The organism is Desulfopila aestuarii DSM 18488, assembly GCF_900143695.1.
Lineage (GTDB): Bacteria > Desulfobacterota > Desulfobulbia > Desulfobulbales > Desulfocapsaceae > Desulfopila > Desulfopila aestuarii.
On sequence record NZ_FRFE01000010.1, the window covers coordinates 46,417 to 67,296 of the forward strand.

Genomic DNA, 20,880 nt, shown 5'->3' on the forward strand with positions numbered 1-20,880 from the left:
CGATGCGGCATACCACTTAGCGGTAATTCTCGTTGATGGCCGCAAGAACTTCGCTGCCTGGACAGAGATCACTCTGGTCCAGGGAGTTCAATGGACGAAGGGTGGTGTTGATGATGTCGTGGGTATCCTGGCTGTCGGGTTTGACATAAATGACCCCGGTAAGCAGGCGACCGTTTTCCTTGGCTTCTTCCAGTTTGTCCACCGAACGGCGTCGGCTGGTGACATCAAATGACTGCTCAAGTTTTTCGAGATAGAGCAGGCTGCCGTCGTGCATGGTGATAGCCTGAGTGGTGCCCGGCTCGTAGCGGGTCAGGATCTCGCGTTGCAGGGGGATAAAATCGAAGGTTCCTGTGGCCTCACTATGCTCGCGTACATACTGGTAGCTCTTTGTGGAGGTAGCGGTGTTGTTGAAGGTCACACAAGGTGAAATCACATCGAGGAAGGCCAGACCGTTGTGGCTGATTGCTGCTTTCAGGAGTGGTACCAGCTGCTGCTTGTCACCGGAAAAACTGCGGGCGACAAAGCTTGCTCCCAGCTCAATGGCCAGTTCGCAGAGGTCGATGGATTCAAACGGGTTTGGGGTGCCTTTTTTGCCGGCGCTGCCCTTGTCGGCAGTGGCGGAGTCCTGTCCCTTGGTAAGGCCATAGCAACCATTGTTCATCACAATATAATTCATATTGAGATTGCGCCTGAGTGCGTGGGCGAACTGGCCCATGCCGATGGAAGCGGTGTCGCCGTCGCCGGACACCCCAATATAGAGGAGGTCACGGTTAGCCATGTTGGCACCGGTGGCAATCGACGGCATGCGGCCGTGGACTGAGTTGAAACCGTGGGATTTGCCGAGGAAATAGGCGGGCGTTTTCGATGAACAGCCGATACCGGAAAGTTTGGCAACACGGTGAGGTTCGACGGCCATCTCGAAGCAGGCCTGGACAATCGCAGTGCTGATCGAGTCGTGGCCGCAGCCGGCGCACAGGGTGGAAATAGCGCCTTCATAGTCCCGGCGAAAATAACCTTTATCGTTTCTCTGTTGTTCCGGGTGGCGGAATGTGGGTCGGGTATAGCTCATTTGCTGCCTCCCGTGGTGGTTGTTGAAACTGCAAGCCCAGCCTCAAGCTTCTCGGTGATGTAATCGGCGGTAATTGGCATCCCATCAAAATTGGTTAAAGGCACCAGCTTGTTGGGGAGAATTCCGTTGTCGGTGACGATCAGGGTCTTGAGTTGGCTGTCGCGGTTCTGCTCGATCACAAATATCATGTCATGGCTGTTGATGAAGTCGAGGGCGGTTGCTGTGAGAGGGAAGGAGAGCAGCCGCATGGTGTTGATTGCGGTTCCTTCTTCTTCAAGCCGATTGATTGCTTCATATGCCGAATGGGTGGTGGTGCCGAAAAAAATCGCGCCGACCTTTGATTGTGGATCTCGGATGGTGATATGCGGTTCGGGCACCATGGTTTTTGCGGTATCCCATTTGGTGAGCAACCGGATCATATTCCTTTCGTATGCGCCGCTGTCTTCAGTGTAGGCGGCATATTCGTCGTGAGAGGTTCCACGGGTGAAATAGGCGCCTTGGGTCGGGTGGGTGCCGGGGATGGTCCTGTAGCAGATGCCGTCTCCGTCGATATCGAGGTAGCGGCCCCAGCGGGTTTCAAGCGCGTCCAGTTGTTCGGCCGAGAGCACTTTGCCCCGGTCGTAGCGCCGTTTGTCATCCCAAACGAGCGGCCTGCTCACATGATCGTTCATGCCGAGATCAAGATCGGTCATGACCAGGACCGGCGTCTGCAGTCTTTCGGCCAGATCGAAGGCCTGGGCGGTGAGTTCAAAACATTCAGCCGGATCACAGGGAAAGAGCAGCACATTTCGGGTATCGCCATGGGAGGCATAGGCGGCGGCGATAAGGTCAGATTGCTGGGTGCGGGTGGGCATTCCGGTGGATGGGCCTGTGCGCTGGACATCAATCAGCACCACCGGGACCTCGGAAAAATAGGCAAGCCCTAAAAATTCGCTCATGAGCGAGATGCCGGGACCGGAGGTAGCGGTAAAGGAGCGGGCTCCGTTCCAGGCAGCGCCGATCACCATGCCGAGGGCGGCCAGTTCGTCTTCGGCCTGGATTATTGCGACTTTCCTGCGGCCGGTTTCATCTTCGATCCTGTATCTTCCTGCAAACCGTTCAAAAGCCTCGATAACTGAGGTTGAAGGGGTGATCGGATACCAGCCGGCCACAGTGGCGCCGGCATAGAGCGCCCCAAGTCCGGTGGCGCTGTTGCCGTCCATTATGATCGCATCAGTAAGCAGGTCTCGACGGACAACCGATAGCCTGCAACTATCTGTGAAATGCTCACGGGCATAGTTGAGGCCGATCTCCAGGGCCTGGATGTTGGGCTCGGCCAGTTTCGGCTTTTTCTTGAACTGTCGCTGGATCGAGTCGGTCAGTACCGAGAACTCGATATCTAAAAGGTGCGAAAGGGCGCCAACGTAAATGATGTTTTTTAAGAGCTGGCGGAGCTTGGGGTTTTCAAACGCCTCATTGCACAGCTCAGTGAGCGGCATGCCGAGAACGGTGATGTCCGTCCGCTGGCATTCATCGGGCAGGACCCGGGTGGAGTCGTAGAAGAAATATCCGCCGCTGGCCACCTCATTATAATCTTTCAAAAGAGTCTGGCCGTTGACTGCCACAACCATGTCATAACCGCCGCGTCGGCCAAGATAGCCTTTTTCATTGACCCGCACCTCATACCAGGTGGGCAAACCCTGGATGTTGGAGGGAAAGATGTTCTTGGGGCTGACCGGGATGCCCATCCTGAATATGGCCTGGGCGAAAAGGTTGTTGGCACTGGCCGAGCCGGAGCCGTTGACGTTGGCAAAGCGGATAACAAAGTCGTTTACGCGTTCTATCCTGTTCATTTCATCCCCGCTTGCGGAGCTTTATAGATAAATTTCACCATTTCCCAGGAAGAGGTCGGACACCGCTCGGCGCAGAGGCCGCAGTGCAGGCAGACATTCTCATCTTTGACCATGATGCGACCGGTGGGCAACGAGGAAGAAACATAGAGGGCCTGGTTGCGATTTTGGGCCGGAATGATGAGTTTGGCGCGCATCGGCTCCTCGTCGGCGTTGTCGGTAAAATTGATGCAGGAGACCGGGCAGATGTCGACACAGGCGTCGCATTCGATACAGGTGGCAGGATCGAAAACCGTCTGTACATCGCAGTTAAGACAACGTTTGGCTTCACGCTGGCCCCGGTCGTGATCAAAACCGAGTTCCACCTCAATGAGTCGATCCTGGATTGATTTCACCTTCTCCACCATGATCACTTCCTGGCGATCTTCCTCTGTGACATGGCTGTCATAGAGCCAGTCGTGAATACCCATCTTCTGGCCCTGCATTTTTACCATCGGGTGGGGCCGGTTATGGAGATCCTGCCCCTGGCAAAACAGGTGAATGGAAAGTCCGGCCTCATGACCGTGAGCCACGGCGGTGATGACGTTTCTCGGACCAAAGGCCGCGTCGCCACCAAAGAAAACCTGTGGCAAGGTGGATTGCAGGGTGACCGGATCGATGACTGGCAACCCATTATCGCTGAACTCGATACCAATATCCCGCTCGATGAAGGGATAGGCGTTCTGTTGTCCCACCGCCAAAAGCACCTCGTCGCAGGGGATGAAAACCGGCTCTTCACCGGTGGAAACCAGGCTGCGTTTGCCGTTATCGTCATATTTCGGCTCAACCCGGTCAAATCGCATACCGGTGAGCACGCCATTTTCCACTACAAATTCCAGCGGTACATGGTTGTCGATGATCTCGATATCCTCGCGTTCCGCGTCCTCAATTTCCCAAGGGGAGGCTTTCATCTCTTCACGGGGGCTGCGGACGATCACCTTGACCTCATCGCCACCGAGCCGTCTTGCTGTGCGGCAGCAATCCATGGCCGTGTTGCCGCCACCCAGCACCAGCACTCGTTTTCCGGTTTTCTCCACATGACGGTAGAGCACCGCTGCCAGCCACTCAATACCGATATGGATAAATTTGTCGCCCAGCTCACGGCCGGGCAGGTTGGGCAGATCACGGCCCCTGGGGGCGCCGGTGCCAACAAAGACTGCATCATAGCCTTTGTCGACGATTTCCTTCAGGCTTTTGACGTAGTGGCCGAGAATGGTGTTGACTCCGAAATTGAGGATGCGGTTTACCTCTTCATCCAGCACTTTTTCCGGTAGTCGAAATGAAGGGACCTGGGTGCGAATGAAACCACCGGCCTTCTGCTGGTCGTCGTAGAGATCGACTTCGTAGCCCAGCACCATCAGATCGCGGGCTACGGTAAGGGAGGCCGGGCCGCCGCCGATGAGGCCGATCTTCTTGCCGTTTTTTTCTTGTGGAATCTTCGGCATTCGCTCGTCGATCGCACTTTTGTAATCAGCGGCTACCCGCTTGAGACGGCAGATGGCCACCGGTTCCTCGTCTATGCGGCCTCGCCGGCAGGCCGGTTCGCAGGGCCGGTCACAGATACGGCCGAGGATTCCGGGAAAGACGTTGGACTCCCAGTTGACCATGTAGGCGTCTTCGTACCGTTCATTGTCGATCAGCCGGATATATTCAGGAACGGCAGTGTGCGCAGGACAGGCATACTGGCAGTCGATGACCTTATGAAAATATTCTGGATTTTCAATTTTTGTCGGTTTCAATGCGGGGCCTCATGATGTGCGTGAGCAGTTAGACAGGAATGGGGCAAGCCAACACACATGTATCCTATTATATTTGTTTAAGGAGAACAAAAAAAAAGCACACTATTGGCAGCAGCATGACGTTTTCTTCGAGAAGTGCCTCAGGAGGTAATCGTTCCACAAGAAGGTCGCTATCCGGCGCGGGACATTGCAAGCCGCCGCGCCGGCAAAAAAGTGGGGCGATGCGATTATGCCTCTGGCAGCATCCTGACCGCACCCTTATCGGCCGAAGCGGCCAGCAGTGCGTAGGCCCTCAGTGCCGGGGAAACAGTTCTGTCCCGATTTTCAGGGGTAAAGGCTTTGGCTCCTTTGGCCTGTTCCCTGTCTTTCCTGGCAGCAAGCACTTCGGCTGAGACAGCCACATTGATGGTCCGACCCGGGATATCGATCTCGATGGTGTCGCCGTCTTCCACCAGTCCAATGGCTCCGCCGGCTGCCGCCTCAGGCGATACGTGACCGATGGAAAGACCCGAGGTGCCGCCGGAGAATCGTCCGTCGGTGATAAGTGCACATTCGGCACCGAGATGCACAGACTTGAGATACGAGGTTGGGTAGAGCATCTCCTGCATTCCTGGTCCACCTTTCGGGCCCTCGTAACGGATGATCACTGCGTCGCGGGCTTTGATGGAACCGTCGAGGATGGCGTCGCATGCGGCTTCCTGGGAGGAGAAGACTCGGGCGGTGCCGGTGAATTTCAAGATTGATTCATCAACGCCGGCGGTTTTGACGATGCAACCGTTTTCCGCGATATTGCCAAAGAGAACCGCCAGACCGCCATCCTTGCTGTAGCAGTGCTCCATGTCGCGGATACAACCTTTTTTCCGGTCGAGATCGGCTTCCGGGTACATAGTGTTCTGGGAACCCATCACCAGGTTGAGCCCAGACTGGGCCGGAGCGGCCTTGTAGAGCTGCTTTGCCTCCTTGCTGCAGCTTTCCCGTACCAGGTCGTACTGGTTGAGGGTGCTGGCAAGTGAGGGGCTGTCAACGCGGCTGACGCTCGAATCAATCAGGCCGGCTCGCTCAAGTTCGCCAAGAATGGCCATGATGCCACCGGCTCGATGCACGTCTTCGATGTGGTATGATGCGGAAGGGGCGACCTTGCAAAGCACCGGCACCCTTCTCGACAGATGGTCGATGTCGTTCATGGTGAAGTCGACACCGGCCTCATGGGCAATGGCCAGCAGGTGCAAGACGGTATTGGTGGAGCCCCCCATGGCGATATCGAGGGACATGGAGTTCATAAACGCAGCCTTACTGGCGATGGAGCGAGGCAATACCGAAGCATCCTCGTTTTCGTACCAGGCCTTGGCCATTTCGACGATGCGTCCGGCGGCGGTTTCAAAGAGCTGTTTCCTGCCAGAGTGGGTAGCAACCACCGTACCGTTGCCCGGCAGAGCCATACCCAGGGCTTCGTTGAGGCAGTTCATGGAGTTGGCTGTGAACATGCCGGAACAGGAGCCGCAGGTTGGGCAGGCGCTTCGCTCGACCCGCTCGACAACCTCGTCGGTTACTGATTGGTCTGCAGCCATGATCATAGCGTCGATAAGGTCATAGCGTTTGTCACCATCGACACCGGCCTCCATGGGACCACCGGAAACGAAGATGGCAGGGATATTGAGACGCATGGCAGCCATCAGCATGCCGGGGGTTATCTTGTCGCAGTTGCTGATGCAGATGATGGCGTCGACGGTGTGGGCGTTACACATGTACTCGACGCTGTCGGCGATTAGTTCGCGCGAGGGCAGGGAGTAGAGCATGCCGGAGTGACCCATGGCGATGCCGTCGTCAATGGCGATAGTGTTAAACTCCGCGGCGAAGCAGCCCTGTTCGGCAATGAGCTGCTTAATGCGCTGGCCGATTTCATGTAAGTGAACGTGACCGGGTACAAACTGGGTGAAAGAGTTGACGATGCCGATGACCGGCTTGCCGAAATGTTCCTCTTTCATGCCATTTGCCCGCCAGAGGCTTCTCGCCCCGGCCATTCTTCTCCCTTGGGTTGTCGTTGCGCTTCGAAGTGGAATTGCCATTGGTTACACCTTCTTTGTCAGTAAAGAGTGATCCGGTAAGATCAAATCTTTTAGGTTTTACGTAAAAAAGTTATTGAAATTCTTGTTACTTTAGGGACAATATACAATGAAAAATGCGGGTATTGCACACCTTTTCAGGAGACTGTTATGAAAAAGACAGAAATAGACTATTGGATTACAGCGATGCTGGAATCCTATAACAACGTATCCGATCTCAATATAACAGTCGGCAAGACGTTGCAGGTTGAAGCTTCCGGCGAGCTTGTCCCCGTCAAGGTCCAGCCGCCGGTCGAGACCCTGACGCCTTTCCAGACGGAGGCGTTTGCTCTGAACCTCATTGGCAACAACCGTCGTCTGCTCCGCGATCTGCTGGAAAACGGCTCCTGCGATCTTTCATATTCCCTGGGGGATAAGGCCCGCTTCAGGGTGAATATTTTCACCCAAAAAGGCTATTTTACCACAATCCTTCGAAAGTTGGAAACACAAGTGCCGACCATTGAGTCGATGCATTTCCCCCCTGCTTTCGGTAAGATGGCGGCCGAGCTGAACGGTATGGTGATCTTCACCGGTGCAACCGGTTCCGGTAAGACAACCTCCCTTGCCGCGCTGCTCGATAGAGTGAACGACACCCGTCCGGTTCATGTGGTGACGCTGGAAGACCCGATCGAATATGTGCATGGGCAGCGGCTGGCCACCTTTAATCAGCGGGAACTGGGTAACGACTTCAGCTCTTTTGCAATTGGGCTTCGAGCTGCTTTGCGGCAGGCCCCGAAAGTTATCCTGGTTGGTGAGATGCGTGATCGGGAAACCATGGAGATTGGCCTGTCCGCAGCGGAGACCGGCCATCTTGTTTTCTCGACGCTGCATACCATTGATGCCGGTCAGACCATCAACCGTATCCTTGGTATGTTCGAGCAGGAAGAGCAACCGCAGGTCCGGCACCGCATGGTCGATACCATAAAATGGATCGTCAGTCAGCGGTTGCTGCCGAAAGTCGGCGGTGGTCGTGTGGCTGCCATGGAAATCCTGCGGACCAGTCTTCGTATCAAAGATCTTATACTCAACGGTGAGACCGAAGAGAAGACCTTCTACAATGTCATTAGAGAAGGGGCTACGCTGGAGATGCGGACGTTTGATCAGCATATTCTCGAATTGTTCAGTCGCGGGATGATCACCGAAAAGACCGCCATGACCTATTGCTCACAGCGAAGTGAGATTACGCGGGGCCTTGATAAAATCAAGTCTGAGCGCGGTGAGGCTACCTCTACTCTCAGTGGTCTGGCCATGGAAGAAGAGGAAAATGAACAAGGATACTTTCGCTAATCCCTGATCGTTCGTTTGAGAACGCGGTGACGGGCTGGAATTTCTGAAAATCTCACGGGTAAAAGAGGCGATTATGAACGTTAGCTGTCCCAAATGCGGTAAGCAGCTGAAGTTGAGTGATAAGTTTAAGGAGAGTCTGAGGCAACTGAAACCGGATCAGAAGGCACGGGTTAAATGCATCCAGTGTGAAGAACCCTTTGCTCTTGACGCGTCTATGCTGAATGGCAATCAGGCTCCTGCCGCTCCGTCCGGTCCACAGCAGGTCGCTGCCGCGAGGCCCAGGAGGGTGGGGGTGAAGCCTCCTGAGCCGCCAGACGTATCCTGGCTGAAGGAAGGGGTATTTGACGACCAGGAAGTGGTCGAGGAGATACCGCTGGCCCTCATACTTATTCCTGAGAATTGTGGTGCGGCAGATGTTATTAAAGCAGTTGAGGCACTTGGCTACAGGGCCGAGGTCGCGACGTCTGCTGAGGCTGCTATCGAAAAAATGGAGTTTGTTAATTACTCCGGGGTTATTCAACACAGCGAATTTGAGCCAGGCGGATTGAAAAAGTCTGCATTCCATGCATTTATGAATGCAATGAGTATGACCAAGAGGCGGTATATCTTCTATGTGCTGATCGGCAAAGAGTTGCACACCCTTTATGACCTTGAGGCCTTGGCCTATTCGGCAAATATTGTCGTGAATGAAAAAGATGTGACCCATTTCGGCACAATTTTACGCAAAGCCATCCCGGAGTATGAGGCGTTGTTTGGACCATTGATGGAAGAACTGCGGGTACTCGGGCGATAGCATCCCCTTTACCACAGGCCTTTTTTATTGTATGGTCGGACCCGGAAACGGCGCTGCGGAGAAAAAAGTGATCTTCGCGGCGATACACGAGGCAGCAAGAATAACAAGCGGTGCATGTCGCGCATGTACCGGATAGCAGTGTTCCCGCCAGATTATGCCCAACCTTTGAACAGGTTGTGTTGCGGCATGCCAAGTAAATCTCCTTCTGTCGCGCCGCCGGAAAGCGGAAAGTGCTTATTTTTTCTATTCACGCTGATGACTGATCTGTCGGCACATATATTTAATACTGTGCTACGAAGAGGAACGTTCAGATAATTGTTCAGCTTACCTATTGGTTTTCGGCCTATTTGGTCACCACCGCAGTTGTCTGTTGCGTGGTCCAGGCCCATTCCCATCTGAGGCGATTTTGACATATCGCCAGAGGAAACATTCATGATGAAAGATTTTATTGTCCGGACCGGTCAGAAGATAACCCGTCTTGCCCGATCCGCCATTTTCGGCAACAGGAAGAGCGCGGAATCGTCTTCGGCCGAAACACCCCCGACGCAGATGGGTGGCAAAGACACCGGCAATGCACCGGTATCGACCGAACCTGCCACTCCTGCATCTGTCACGGCCGGCGCCGAAGAATCGGGAGTGACGGAGAAAAGAGAAAAACGAGAAAGGAAAAGGACGCGCGAGCCGCGCAAACCCGCCTGGAGTCTTGATGCATTCCAGGTGGTCCCGCGTGAAGGTGTTTCACGATTTCATGATTTCGAACTTCCGCTTTCCGTAATGCATGGTATTGCTGATCAGGAGTTCCAGTACTGCACTCCAATCCAGGAAAAAGCTCTGCCAACGGTGCTGGAAGGGCGGGATCTGGTTGGCAAGGCCAATACCGGGACCGGTAAGAGTGCCGTTTTTCTGATTGGTATATTTTCCAGGCTTCTCGGCGAAGGTGGCAGCCGCAGAAAAAAAGGTGCCCCCAGAGCCCTGGTAATGGCTCCGACCCGGGAGCTGGTTATTCAGATCGCCAAAGATGCGGCCAACCTTGGGAGGCACACCGGCTTACGGGTGCATGCCGTCTACGGTGGCGCCAGATATGAGGCCCAGATGAACGAGCTGCGCGAACGGATCGTTGATCTGGTGATTGCGACCCCGGGGCGGTTGATCGATTTTGCCAACAAAAATGTGATCTCCTTTAAAGAGTGCAAAATATTGGTCATTGATGAGGGCGATCGTATGCTTGATATGGGTTTCATCCCTGATATGCGAAGAATCATCGGTCGAATTCCGGCCAAGGAAGCGAGGCAGACCCTGCTGTTTTCTGCAACGCTTTCCGATGATGTACGACGGCTCGCCTACCAATGGTGTGTCAAGCCGGAATATGTTGAGGCGGAATCGGAACAGGTATCTGTTGAGGCCATTCACCAGCGGGTTTATCTCGTAACCTCCGATGAAAAATTCCATGTGCTCTATAACCTCATCAAACAGCATCCCGATGACCGCATCATGGTTTTTGCCAATATGAAAAGCGATGTGCGTAAACTGAGCGAGCGATTGCAGCGTTATGGTATTGAGTGCGCCCTGTTGTCGGGCGATGTGGCCCAGGACAAGCGGGAAAGCAGGCTTGAACGTTTTCGGGACGGTAAGGTCAAGGTGCTGGTTGCCACCGATGTGGCTGGACGGGGTATTCATATTGAGGACATCAGCTACGTGGTCAACTTTACCCTGCCGTATGAGCCGGAGGATTATGTGCATCGGATAGGGCGCACCGGCCGCGCTGGCGCGGAAGGGGTTTCCATCAGTTTTGCCTGTGAGGAAGGCGCATTCGTCCTGCCTGAAATCGAGGCTTTTATTGGTCGGTCGCTGGAGTGTGAAGTGCCGCCCGAAGAGCTGGTGGTAGTGCCGCCGGAACCGGCGGCGAGACCGGAGAGGCCGGTAGAGAAAAAGAACGTTCGTCGCCGCAGGCCCAATTCCGGCCGTAGGCGTTCTTCGAGTTCTTCCAGGTCACAGGGAAAAGGCGGTGGAGCAAAGACAAATGGTGGTCGCAGCTGATATGAGAGTAATGGACAGGCTGAGGAGACTGGCGGGGCTCATTCTGAGTCTTGTTTTCCTGGCATACTTTACGGGTTGTTCGGAAGAACCGGCCAGCCAGACGGTTTCAAATGACGGGACTGAGACGCAAGGTGAATCGGTTATTGCCGGACCGGAGTTCGCTTCTCTGCTTGCAGTTGAAGCCCAGGCATTTCTTGCAAAAGAGCCCAATACTTTAATTGTCGATGTTCGGACCGAAGCCGAACGGGAGCAGCTACGCATTCCCGGTTCTGTTGCTGTTCCGCTGAACGATATATTGCGAGGAGCGGCAGAATTGCCGAAAGATAAGCCGTTGCTGCTGGTTTGTGCGGTGGGGGGGCGGAGCTATGCCGCCGGCCTCTATCTTGCTCAGAAAAAGTATCCGAGAATCTATAATCTGCGGGGTGGCATCAGCGCCTGGCAAAAAGCCGGTCTGCCGCTTGAGTATGGTAAAAAGTGAGGCGTCGGATCGCCTTGGTACGTAGATTTTCGTTATTCACAGGGGTGGCCTGGTCGATCCGGAGATTGACATGTCGATTTTTGGCTGTTGACAAATGAAGTGCTTGTCCTCTGGTTGATTTTTTGGTAAGAAGTGATGTTTACCGGTTTTGTGAAAAAGCGACCAAAGCCGACTGTTGAATTTCGTAAGGTGTTGCATTACCGTTTCAGTCTTGTAAAACGACAAGCATGTTGCGGCAATGTACACGTTACAGGTCCGGAAGAAATCGTTCATCTGGCAGCTAACAGCGTAACCGTGGTGGCAGAGAGCCTCCACACAACAACCTTAACCGCGTAGCCCTCGGTCTACCACAAGAGTAAATCCACATGACAGCCGAATTCAAACAATCAGAACAGAACAGTGGCGAAGAGTTGAGCTTTGCAGAACTCTTTGAAATGGAAGAAAACAGCACAGTCGTTGCTGTTGGTGATGTTGCCATCGGAACCATCATCGGTACCGAAGATGACTATTACCTTGTCGATGTGGGTGACAAGGCAGAGAGTTATATCGCCAGATCCGAGTTCCGCCTTGATGCTGACAGGGAGATCACAATTGGTGACACCTTCGAGGTGTTTGTGGAACGCCGTAAGGATGAAGGCGGGCTCCTGCTCTCTAGAGAAAAGGCCATTGCTATAAAGGTTTGGGAAGATATTGCCAAGATCCAGGAAGACGACGGCACCATCGAAGGCAAGATCGAGAGCCGCGTCAAGGGCGGTATGTCTGTCGATATCGGTGTTCCTGCATTCCTGCCTTACTCACAGATCGATCTGCGTCCGGTCAAAGACCTTGATGCTCTCATTGGTGAGTCATATGAATTCAAGATCCTGAAGTTCAACAAGAAGCGCAATAACGTTGTTATCTCCCGTCGGGCAATCCTTGAGGAAGAACGCAACAAACTTCGCGAAGAGATGCGTTCCAAACTCCAGGAGAATCAGATTATTTCCGGCGCTATCACCAATATCACCGACTATGGTCTGTTCATCGATATGGGCGGCATGGACGGTCTCTGTCATATCACCGACCTCTCCTGGGGCCGTGTTTCCCATCCGGCCAAGATGTACAAGGTTGGCCAGGAAGTCGAGGTCAAGGTCCTTAAGTACGACAGGGACAACGACCGCGTTTCCCTTGGTATCAAGCAGCTGCGCGAAGATCCGTGGGCTACCGTCGTTGAGCGTTACCCGTTAAACGAGAAGACCACCGGCAAGGTTGTTTCCATTACCGATTACGGTGTGTTTGTCGAGCTGGAGGAGGGCGTCGAGGGCCTTATCCATGTCAGCGAGATGACCTGGTCCAAGAAGCCGCGTCATCCTTCCAAAATGGTCTCCGTTGGCGACGACGTCGAGGTCATGGTGCTGAACATCGAGCCGGAGACCAAGCGTATCTCGCTCGGCATGAAGCAGCTTCAGCCTAATCCGTGGGATCTCGTTACCGAGAACTACCCGGTTGGTTCCATCATCGAGGGCAAGATCAAGAACATTACCGACTTCGGTGTCTTCATTGGTATTGAGGAAGGGATTGACGGTCTTATCCATGTTTCCGATCTTTCCTGGACTGAGCGGATCAAACATCCGTCCGAGAAATTCTCCAAAGGCGAGACCATCCAGGCAGTTGTCCTGAAGATCGATCGCGACAACGAGCGCTTCTCTCTGGGCGTCAAGCAGCTGGTTCCTGATCCGTGGCAGGCGGCCTACAACAAGTACCCGTCCGGCACTGTTGTGGAAGGTGAGATCACCAACGTTACCGACTTCGGCGTGTTCGTGAAGCTCGAGGAAGGAATCGAAGGTCTGGTGCACGTTTCAGAACTTAGCAAAGACAAGGTCAAGACCCCGGTCGGCATGTATCAGGTTGGCGATATTCTGAAGGCCATCGTCATCAACGTCTCTTCCAAGGATCGTAAGATCGGCCTGTCCGTCAAGACCCTTGAGGGCGACGGTGAAGCAGGTGCTGCGGAGTCGTATTCTGCAGACAGCTCCGTCAGTGACAGTGCTCCTTCCACCTTCGGCGATCTGCTGAAGGCTGCGGCCGAAAGCGGCAACGGCTCGGGGGAAGAGTAAGTCTATCTGCTAGAAGGCTGGTAGAGCTTGAACTTCAAGGTTGTCTTGCCGGTACGTTTCAGGCAGGACAACCTTTTTTTATACATAAGAACTATCCGGAACCCTATGCGGGTCCGTTACATATAGAAGGCGAAGAGATGCTGAAAAAAGATATTGTTAATATTGTCAGCGACCAGCTCTCCATGCAGAAGCAGGATGTGAGCGTGGCGGTAGATATAATTCTTGATACTATGGCGGGAGCGCTCCAGGACGATCGTCGCATCGAACTGCGCGGCTACGGCAGTTTCTCGGTGCGTCAGCGTAAGCCGAGATGCACCAAAAACCCCCGCACCGGCAAAATGATGGATATTCCAGTGCGGAATACCCTTCATTTCACCATGAGCAAATCCTTAAAAGAGGCGTTGATCAGCGAAAAGGGGTGACATCCCCTTTCCCCTCGCGGAGGATGACCGGATAATCACCGGTCAGGTCGATAACGGAGGACGGATCGGAGACGATAATTCCTCCGTCGATGACCAGATCGACCCGATTACCCAGCAGCTGCTCGATGTCGTAGGGATCTGCCGGCGGTGGTGCATCCTCCGCCGGCAAACTGGTATTAACCAGGGGATTGCCAAGGGTTTCAATCAGCAGCTGGCTGATGGGATTGTCGGGGACCCGGATGCCCACCGTTTTCTGCTTGGTGATCATGACGTTTGGCACCACCTTGGTGCCGGGTAGAACGAAGGTGTACGGTCCGGGCAGCCGTTTCTTGAGCAACCTGTAGGCGGTGTTCGAGACGTGGGCGTAGTTGCTGATGTGCGTCAGGTCTGAACAGATAAACGAAAACGGCTTATGCTTTGGCCGATGCTTGATCAATGACACCTGTTTGATCGCCTTAGGGTTGAAGATGTCGCAGCCGATGCCATAGCCGGTGTCGGTGGGATAGCAGATCACACCACCGCTTTTCAGTCTGTCGACAACCTGCTGAATCAGGCGGAGCTGAGGGTTGTGGGGATTGATTTCCAGTAGCATTGTTGTGATATCCTTATCGGCGTCAGGTATGTCCGGAATCGCCGTGATGTGAAAATTGCCTATTGTGAAAAACGTGAAGCCTGCACTGTGTCGAGGAAACGGGCCGTCAGGTCACCCTTTCATGATGCTGAGGATGTAACGATCCGACCGTGATGCGATCTGTAAATCGCACGGTGGTTCCTCCACCGTCTTCGAACTGCTCTACCCTGTATAAATTACAACATTTGGCGTAAAATGGTATGGATGCGATGGCATTTACTGACTGATTTTTTGGTAGAGAGACATTGCCATTTTTCCGGTCGTACCCACCGGTATCCATATATGTATTGCATTTGTGACACATTTCCTGAAAAAAGGAGGGACTATGTTACCAGATAATATTGAAACAGCACTTACTTTTGATGATTTACTCCTTGTTCCATCGGCATCTGAAGTCCTTCCCAACGAAGTTTCACTGGCGACTCAGCTTACCCAGACCATTACCCTGAACACGCCGCTGGTCAGTTCGGCCATGGATACCGTTACCGAATACCGCACCGCCATTGCCATGGCGCGTGAGGGCGGAATCGGCATTATCCACAAGAACATGACCATTGAGCAGCAGGCAATTGAGGTCGAGCGGGTAAAGAAATCGGAGTCGGGTATGATCATTGATCCGATTACCGTCAATAAGGATCAGTCGGTCAGTGAAGTCCAGGAAATCATGGCGACCTATAAGATTTCCGGTCTACCGGTGCTGCATGAAGGCAAGTTGGTGGGTATCGTTACCAACCGTGACCTGCGCTTTGTTTCCGATAATGACCTTCGGGTCGCCGATGTCATGACCAGCAAAAACCTGGTGACCGCCAAGGTTGGCATTACTCTGGAGCATTCTAAAGCGCTGCTTCACGAGCATCGCATCGAAAAATTGCTGGTTGTTGATGAAAGTGGCGGTTTGAAAGGTCTCATTACCATCAAGGATCTTGAAAAAATCAAGAAATATCCTTTGGCGGCAAAAGACAGTTTCGGTCGTTTGCTGGTTGGTGCGGCACTTGGGGTCGGTGTCAACATTGAGGCACATACCGAGCGGTTGTTGAAGGCCGGTGTTGATGTCGTGGTCATTGATTCCGCCCATGGTCATTCCCGAGGTGTCATCAGAGCCGTAGAGCAGGTTCGATCCGCTTTTCCGAATCTGCAGATCATCGCCGGTAACGTCGCCACTGAAGAGGCGGCTGAAGACCTGATCAGGGCCGGTGTCAATGCTGTAAAGGTTGGTGTTGGTCCCGGTTCCATCTGTACAACCAGAATTGTCGCCGGTATCGGCGTGCCGCAGATGACTGCTATCAAAAACACCGTCAAGGCTGGCAACCGGCACGGAGTGCCGATTATCGCCGACGGCGGCGTCAAGCATTCCGGCGATCTTACCAAGGCAATTGGCGGCGGCGCGTCCACCGTCATGATCGGCTCCCTTTTTGCCGGAACCGACGAGACTCCGGGTGAAACATTCCTCTATCAGGGCCGGACCTACAAGGGCTATCGCGGAATGGGTTCTCTTGGCGCCATGTCCCAGGGGTCGTCTGACCGCTATTTTCAGGAGAACGTCAGCGCTACTTCCAAACTGGTACCCGAAGGTATCGAGGGTAAAGTGCCGTACCGTGGACCGATCACCTCGGTGATCTATCAACTGCTGGGAGGGTTGCGCTCCGGCATGGGATATGTGGGCGCTGGCACCATCGCCGATCTGCATAAGAAGGCAAAGTTTGTCCGCATCTCTGCCGCAGGCTTACGCGAGTCCCATGTCCATGACGTTATTATCACCAAGGAAGCACCCAACTACCGCATGGCCTGATACGAGCCGATTGAGGCGGCGGTAAGGCTTCTATGGCCACGCCGCCGTTTTGCAACACGTACCGAGAGAGCATATCAATGGATATTCACAGCGAGAAAATACTCATCCTGGATTTTGGTTCACAGACTACGCAGCTTATCGCCAGGCGGATCAGGGAACAGAAAGTTTACAGCGAGATTCACCCCTTTAACATTTCCCTCGACAAAATCCGGGAACTGAAACCGTCAGGTATCGTTTTGTCCGGCGGGCCATGTTCAGTTTACGACACCGACGCACCGCACAGCGATCCCGGTCTTTTCGAACTGGGAGTGCCAGTGCTTGGCATCTGTTATGGTGCGCAACTGATGGTGCAGCAGCTGGGTGGAAAGGTTGAGCGGGCTGAAAAACGTGAGTTTGGTAAGGCCGACTTGAGTGTCAACTATACTGAAGGGCTCTTCGCCGGGCTTGAAACCGGTAATTTTCACCACCAGGTCTGGATGAGTCATGGTGACCGGATCGAACAGTTGCCCGAGGGCTTTTCGGTGACTGCGGTGAGTGCTCACTCACCGTATGCGGCGATCCGCCATACCGATAACGCTTTTGTCGGGGTGCAGTTTCATCCCGAAGTGGCCCATACCCTGATCGGCAATGATGTGCTCCGAAACTTCATTTTCGGCATCTGCGGCTGTAGCCCCAGCTGGACCATGCACTCGTTTATTGAGGCCAATGTTCAGGCTATTCGGGAGAAAGTTGGCAACGGCAAGGTGATCTGTGCGCTTTCCGGTGGTGTTGATTCCTCAGTGACCGCAGCCATTATTCATCGTGCTATCGGTGATCAGCTCACCTGCATTTACGTGAACAATGGTTTGATGCGGACCAACGAGTCCGAATCGATATTGCGTTTCTTCCGCCAGAAAACGAAGCTGAACGTGATTGATGTCGATGCCACCGAGTTTTTCCTTGGTGAGCTGGCGGGTGTTCTTGATCCCGAGGTCAAGCGTAAGCGGATCGGTCTTGGATTTATCAAGATTTTTGAGGAAGAAGCGCATAAGATCGGTGAGGTACAGTATCTTGCCCAGGGTACCCTGTATCCTGATGTGATCGAATCTGTTTCCTTCAGAGGTGAGGCACCGATCAAGTCGCATCACAATGTGGGCGGCCTGCCTGATGTGATGAAACTTGACCTGATCGAGCCGCTGAGAGAACTCTTTAAGGATGAAGTCCGTGAGCTGGGCCTTGAACTCGGTTTGCCCGAGGAGGCCATTTATCGTCAACCGTTCCCCGGGCCAGGTCTTGGCATCCGGATCATGGGTGAAGTAACCCGTGAGCGTCTGGAAATTTTACGGCAGGCTGATGTGATCGTGCTTGAAGAGATGCGCAAGGCCGGTTGGTACCGGAAGGTGTGGCAATCCTTTGCTGTACTGTTGCCGATCCAGACGGTAGGTGTTATGGGCGATGGCCGCACCTATGAGCATGTTATTGCTCTCCGCGCTGTCGATTCGCGTGACGCCATGACTGCTGACTGGTCACGACTGCCTTATGATCTGCTTGGCACCATCTCCAGCCGCATCATTAACGAGGTGCGCGGGGTGAACAGGGTCTGCTACGATATCTCCTCCAAGCCTCCCGCTACCATTGAATGGGAATAACCGCCAATGCGGACTCTCTTGGAGACGATGAAATGTTGAAGACGGGGATCTATGTCGATGCGGAGAATATCCGGCTCTGCGGTGGCTACGGCATGCGCTATGATGTGCTGGTCGAGCTGGCGAGCGCCGGAAATTCCGTGGTACTGCGGGCCAACTCCTATCTGGCCGAGGATCGGGAGCGTACCCGTGATGAACCTGACTACCGGCAAAAGCTTTACCGCTATCACGACGTGCTAAGGCAGTGTGGCTTTAAGGTTATCAAGAAGTATGTCAAGCATTTCGTGGATGACGAGGGCATCATAACGACCAAAGCCAACGCCGATATGGATCTGGCCATTGACGCTCTTCTGCAGGCGCGAAACCTAGACCGGGTCATTTTGCTCACCGGCGATGGTGATTTTATCCGTTTGGTACTGGCGCTCCAGAATATGGGCTGCCGGGTGGAAGTGATCGGTTTTAACCATGTGAGCAGTGAGCTGAAAGAGGCAGCAGACAGCTTTCTCTCTGGTTTTCTGGTGCCGGGCCTCTTGCCTATGCATTCATCGAATGGTGAGATGCGTCAGCGCGGTTTCCCCATTAACTATAACCCGGAACGAGGGTTCGGTTTTCTGCGCTACTATTCACTGACCCCCAGCAAAGGGCTGGTACCGGAGTCTGTGTTTTTCCACTGCTCCAAGGCTCCTGAGGTCAACGATAATCTTTTTCTTGACTCATCGAATATCTTTGAGTTCAAGGTTGTGAAAAATCCGGACAACAGCAACCGGACAGAGGCCTGGGATATCCGTTCACTGGATGATTAACCCAGGTGCTTTTTCTGTAAGCCCGAGAGGAAAAGTGGAGTTCTGGAGGATGATGTCGTGACAGAGACCCTTTTGGCCGTCGATGTCGGTGGAACAAAATGCGAGCTGGCAATGTTCCCGCTTGGCGGGAGCGATTATACGCCAATGGTACGCAATCGCTATGCCTGTGGTGACTATGGGCGGTTGGAAGATATTATTGCCACCTTCCTGCAGGAGACTGGTTCTGCCCCGACCTATGCCAGCATAGGAGTCGCCGGGGTCGTGAGCGGTGGGGTGGGCACAGTTACCAATCTTCCCTGGATCATCAGTGAGCAAGGGCTGGCTCGTGAGTTCAACCTCAAAGGTGTGCACCTCATCAACGACATGACCGCAGTCTGTGCCTCCCTTGGCCTGCTGTCGGGGGATGATCTGCTCGAAATCCAGAGCGGTGAACCGCAACCAGGCCAGCTAATCGGCGTGGTGGCACCCGGAACCGGTCTGGGTGAGGGTGTGCTGGTGAAGAACTATAGCTTCTTTTTTCCCCGGGGCAGTGAAGGTGGCCATACCGATTTTGGACCGGTGGGCGAGGAGCAGGCTGAACTCCTCCGCTGGATGCTGACACGAAAAAAGCGGGTCAGCTATGAGAGCCTCATAGCCGGTCCCGGTATCCCCAATCTCTACGATTTTTACCATCAGCATCTGGGCATTCCCGAACGACCTGAGGTTATCGCCCAGATGGCGCAGGCTGCAGATCGAACCCCGGTTATTTTCGAAAACGCCTTCGGCGATAATGGTTCTCCTCTCTGCCGCAAGGTGATTGATCTTTTCCTGAATATCCTGGGGGCTGAAGCGGGCAACCTTGCCCTGAAGCTGTATGCCCGTGGTGGCCTCTATATTGGTGGTGGCATCGTGCCCCGGATTGCTGATAAAGTTGACTTTACCGGTTTCCTTACCCATTTTCATGCCAAGGGCAAGATGGAACAACTCATGAAAACCATCCCTGTACGGCTTATTCTACGCGGCGATGCCGCACTGCTGGGTGCTGCGGGGTACGGTTTGGAACTGTTTTCCCGCTAAGGTATGATTTTTTCTCCTGGCCAGGTTCTTGGCGAGGTGTTGCTGGCTTTTCGAGCCGGCAGCGCGGATGTGCAGGTGGTGCCGCTAGGAGCTGGCAACATCAACGATACCTATCTGGTGCAGACTGCCGGACAAAAATTTGTGCTGCAGCGTATCAACTCTGCTGTTTTCCCAGAACCTGAACGGGTTGTCGCCAACTTCGCCAGGGTGAGTAGGCATATTGCTGAAGTTGCAGGGTCTCAGTCCGAACCCTTTCTTTGCGCCCAGCTGATATTGACCGTAAATGGGGGACTGAGCTATCAGGACGGGGAGGGCGGCGTCTGGCGCGCCCAGAGCTGGGTTGACCATCTTTCTGCTGACCTTGTAAGCTTTACACATGATACCGCCGCTCAGCTTGGCAGGGTCCTGGCCCGCTTTCACCAATTGACCATGGATCTCCCGGAACGTTCACTGGCTGAGCCGATTCCCGGTTTTCATTGTACGCCCCGCTATCTTGAACAGTTTGACCAGGCACGAAGTGCATGGCAAGGGATACGATCGCCCGAGCTGGAGCAGGCCCTGGCATATGTCGAGCGGTTTCGGCCAGTGGCGGGTCTTCTGGAAGATGCGCGAACAAAGGGTCATCTACGCCGGCGTTTAATCCATGGTGATCCCAAGCTCGACAACGTCATTTTTACCGATAAAGGGGTTGCGGTAGGGTTCTTCGATCTCGATACCACCGGACCCGGATTGATCCATTATGATATCGGCGATTGTCTGCGCTCCTGCTGCAACAGGGCTGGCGAGGAAGGGGCGAACCGGCAGGACGTACGGTTTGACTCGGACATCTGCCACGCTGTGCTGGGCGGTTATCTTGAGATTGCCGGTCCTGATTTCGGTGATGCGGACCGTTATTACATCTACGATGCGGTGCTGGTCATTGCTTTTGAGCTGGCCTTACGTTTTCTGACTGACCACCTGCAGGGCAATGTCTACTTCAAAGTGAAGTCGGAGGCGGAGAATCTCTTTCGGGCACTCGGCCAGTTTCAGCTGGCCGAGTCAATCTGCGAAGAGGAAAAAACAATCAGGGCATGTACTGACCGGTAAGC

Annotated in this window: 16 protein-coding genes; 11 read left to right on the top strand and 5 right to left on the bottom strand. The window is 53.9% G+C overall.

From position 1 onward, the window contains the following. Positions 1-16: 16 nt before the first annotated feature. The 4 genes from BUF15_RS11455 to ilvD form a co-directional block, all read right to left on the bottom strand. On the bottom strand, positions 17-1,069 hold the full coding sequence (locus tag BUF15_RS11455) for a 2-oxoacid:ferredoxin oxidoreductase subunit beta (RefSeq protein WP_073613625.1): 1,053 nt from the start codon (positions 1,067-1,069) through the stop codon (positions 17-19). After that, positions 1,066-2,901, bottom strand: a complete 1,836-nt coding sequence (locus BUF15_RS11460; protein WP_073613626.1) for a 2-oxoacid:acceptor oxidoreductase subunit alpha — start codon at positions 2,899-2,901, stop codon at positions 1,066-1,068. The genes BUF15_RS11455 and BUF15_RS11460 overlap by 4 nt, the downstream gene beginning before the upstream one ends. Further along, positions 2,898-4,676, bottom strand: coding sequence for an FAD-dependent oxidoreductase (locus tag BUF15_RS11465; RefSeq protein WP_073613627.1), 1,779 nt, complete (start codon positions 4,674-4,676; stop codon positions 2,898-2,900). Before BUF15_RS11465 ends, BUF15_RS11460 begins: the two co-directional genes overlap by 4 nt. 227 nt (positions 4,677-4,903) lie before the next feature. Further along, positions 4,904-6,742 (bottom strand): dihydroxy-acid dehydratase, encoded by a 1,839-nt coding sequence (gene ilvD / locus BUF15_RS11470; protein WP_073613628.1) that lies wholly within the window; start codon positions 6,740-6,742, stop codon positions 4,904-4,906. A 147-nt stretch (positions 6,743-6,889) separates the two neighbouring features. Here ilvD and BUF15_RS11475 point away from each other — a divergent pair, with 147 nt between their 5' ends. From BUF15_RS11475 to BUF15_RS11500, 6 genes are all read left to right on the top strand, one after another. Then, positions 6,890-8,065, top strand: a complete 1,176-nt coding sequence (locus BUF15_RS11475) for a type IV pilus twitching motility protein PilT (protein ID WP_073613629.1) — start codon at positions 6,890-6,892, stop codon at positions 8,063-8,065. A gap of 73 nt (positions 8,066-8,138) precedes the next feature. Further along, positions 8,139-8,858, top strand: a complete 720-nt coding sequence (locus BUF15_RS11480; RefSeq protein ID WP_073613630.1) for a hypothetical protein — start codon at positions 8,139-8,141, stop codon at positions 8,856-8,858. A 432-nt stretch (positions 8,859-9,290) separates the two neighbouring features. Next, positions 9,291-10,895 carry a DEAD/DEAH box helicase gene (locus tag BUF15_RS11485; protein WP_073613631.1) on the top strand — a complete coding sequence of 535 codons (1,605 nt, stop codon included), beginning with the start codon at positions 9,291-9,293 and terminating at the stop codon, positions 10,893-10,895. Positions 10,896-10,905: 10 nt separating this feature from the next. Then, a complete protein-coding gene (locus BUF15_RS11490; protein WP_143170696.1) occupies positions 10,906-11,373 on the top strand; it encodes a rhodanese-like domain-containing protein in 468 nt (155 codons plus the stop codon). A gap of 365 nt (positions 11,374-11,738) precedes the next feature. Next, positions 11,739-13,466, top strand: coding sequence for a 30S ribosomal protein S1 (locus tag BUF15_RS11495; RefSeq protein WP_073613632.1), 1,728 nt, complete (start codon positions 11,739-11,741; stop codon positions 13,464-13,466). A 137-nt stretch (positions 13,467-13,603) separates the two neighbouring features. Beyond that, a complete protein-coding gene (locus BUF15_RS11500; RefSeq protein WP_073613633.1) occupies positions 13,604-13,888 on the top strand; it encodes an HU family DNA-binding protein in 285 nt (94 codons plus the stop codon). Here BUF15_RS11500 and BUF15_RS11505 read toward each other — a convergent pair. After that, complete coding sequence (locus BUF15_RS11505) at positions 13,872-14,480, bottom strand: L-threonylcarbamoyladenylate synthase (RefSeq protein ID WP_073613634.1); 609 nt, start codon at positions 14,478-14,480, stop codon at positions 13,872-13,874. The genes BUF15_RS11500 and BUF15_RS11505 overlap by 17 nt on opposite strands. A 364-nt stretch (positions 14,481-14,844) precedes the next feature. Here BUF15_RS11505 and guaB point away from each other — a divergent pair, with 364 nt between their 5' ends. The 5 genes from guaB to BUF15_RS11530 all read left to right on the top strand — a co-directional run bounded on the left by guaB (position 14,845) and on the right by BUF15_RS11530 (position 20,878). After that, positions 14,845-16,308 carry an IMP dehydrogenase gene (guaB, locus tag BUF15_RS11510; protein WP_073613635.1) on the top strand — a complete coding sequence of 488 codons (1,464 nt, stop codon included), beginning with the start codon at positions 14,845-14,847 and terminating at the stop codon, positions 16,306-16,308. Positions 16,309-16,385: 77 nt separating this feature from the next. Next, positions 16,386-17,936, top strand: a complete 1,551-nt coding sequence (guaA, locus tag BUF15_RS11515; protein WP_200802371.1) for a glutamine-hydrolyzing GMP synthase — start codon at positions 16,386-16,388, stop codon at positions 17,934-17,936. Between the two features lie 32 nt (positions 17,937-17,968). Beyond that, on the top strand, positions 17,969-18,736 hold the full coding sequence (locus BUF15_RS11520; RefSeq protein WP_073613636.1) for a LabA-like NYN domain-containing protein: 768 nt from the start codon (positions 17,969-17,971) through the stop codon (positions 18,734-18,736). A 57-nt stretch (positions 18,737-18,793) separates the two neighbouring features. Continuing rightward, complete coding sequence (gene glk, locus BUF15_RS11525) at positions 18,794-19,792, top strand: glucokinase (RefSeq protein ID WP_073613637.1); 999 nt, start codon at positions 18,794-18,796, stop codon at positions 19,790-19,792. Between the two features lie 3 nt (positions 19,793-19,795). Further along, positions 19,796-20,878 carry a phosphotransferase enzyme family protein gene (locus BUF15_RS11530; RefSeq protein ID WP_073613638.1) on the top strand — a complete coding sequence of 361 codons (1,083 nt, stop codon included), beginning with the start codon at positions 19,796-19,798 and terminating at the stop codon, positions 20,876-20,878. Positions 20,879-20,880 lie beyond the last annotated feature (2 nt).

Coding starts and splice junctions, on each gene's coding strand:
- BUF15_RS11505 (WP_073613634.1), bottom strand. CDS start 14,480: ATGCTACTGGAAATCAATCCCCACAACCCTCAGCTCCGCCTGATTCAG.
- BUF15_RS11475 (WP_073613629.1), top strand. CDS start 6,890: ATGAAAAAGACAGAAATAGACTATTGGATTACAGCGATGCTGGAATCC.
- BUF15_RS11480 (WP_073613630.1), top strand. CDS start 8,139: ATGAACGTTAGCTGTCCCAAATGCGGTAAGCAGCTGAAGTTGAGTGAT.
- BUF15_RS11500 (WP_073613633.1), top strand. CDS start 13,604: ATGCTGAAAAAAGATATTGTTAATATTGTCAGCGACCAGCTCTCCATG.
- BUF15_RS11495 (WP_073613632.1), top strand. CDS start 11,739: ATGACAGCCGAATTCAAACAATCAGAACAGAACAGTGGCGAAGAGTTG.
- guaA (WP_200802371.1), top strand. CDS start 16,386: ATGGATATTCACAGCGAGAAAATACTCATCCTGGATTTTGGTTCACAG.
- BUF15_RS11530 (WP_073613638.1), top strand. CDS start 19,796: ATGATTTTTTCTCCTGGCCAGGTTCTTGGCGAGGTGTTGCTGGCTTTT.
- BUF15_RS11520 (WP_073613636.1), top strand. CDS start 17,969: ATGTTGAAGACGGGGATCTATGTCGATGCGGAGAATATCCGGCTCTGC.
- guaB (WP_073613635.1), top strand. CDS start 14,845: ATGTTACCAGATAATATTGAAACAGCACTTACTTTTGATGATTTACTC.
- BUF15_RS11485 (WP_073613631.1), top strand. CDS start 9,291: ATGATGAAAGATTTTATTGTCCGGACCGGTCAGAAGATAACCCGTCTT.
- BUF15_RS11490 (WP_143170696.1), top strand. CDS start 10,906: ATGGACAGGCTGAGGAGACTGGCGGGGCTCATTCTGAGTCTTGTTTTC.
- BUF15_RS11460 (WP_073613626.1), bottom strand. CDS start 2,901: ATGAACAGGATAGAACGCGTAAACGACTTTGTTATCCGCTTTGCCAAC.
- ilvD (WP_073613628.1), bottom strand. CDS start 6,742: ATGGCAATTCCACTTCGAAGCGCAACGACAACCCAAGGGAGAAGAATG.
- BUF15_RS11455 (WP_073613625.1), bottom strand. CDS start 1,069: ATGAGCTATACCCGACCCACATTCCGCCACCCGGAACAACAGAGAAAC.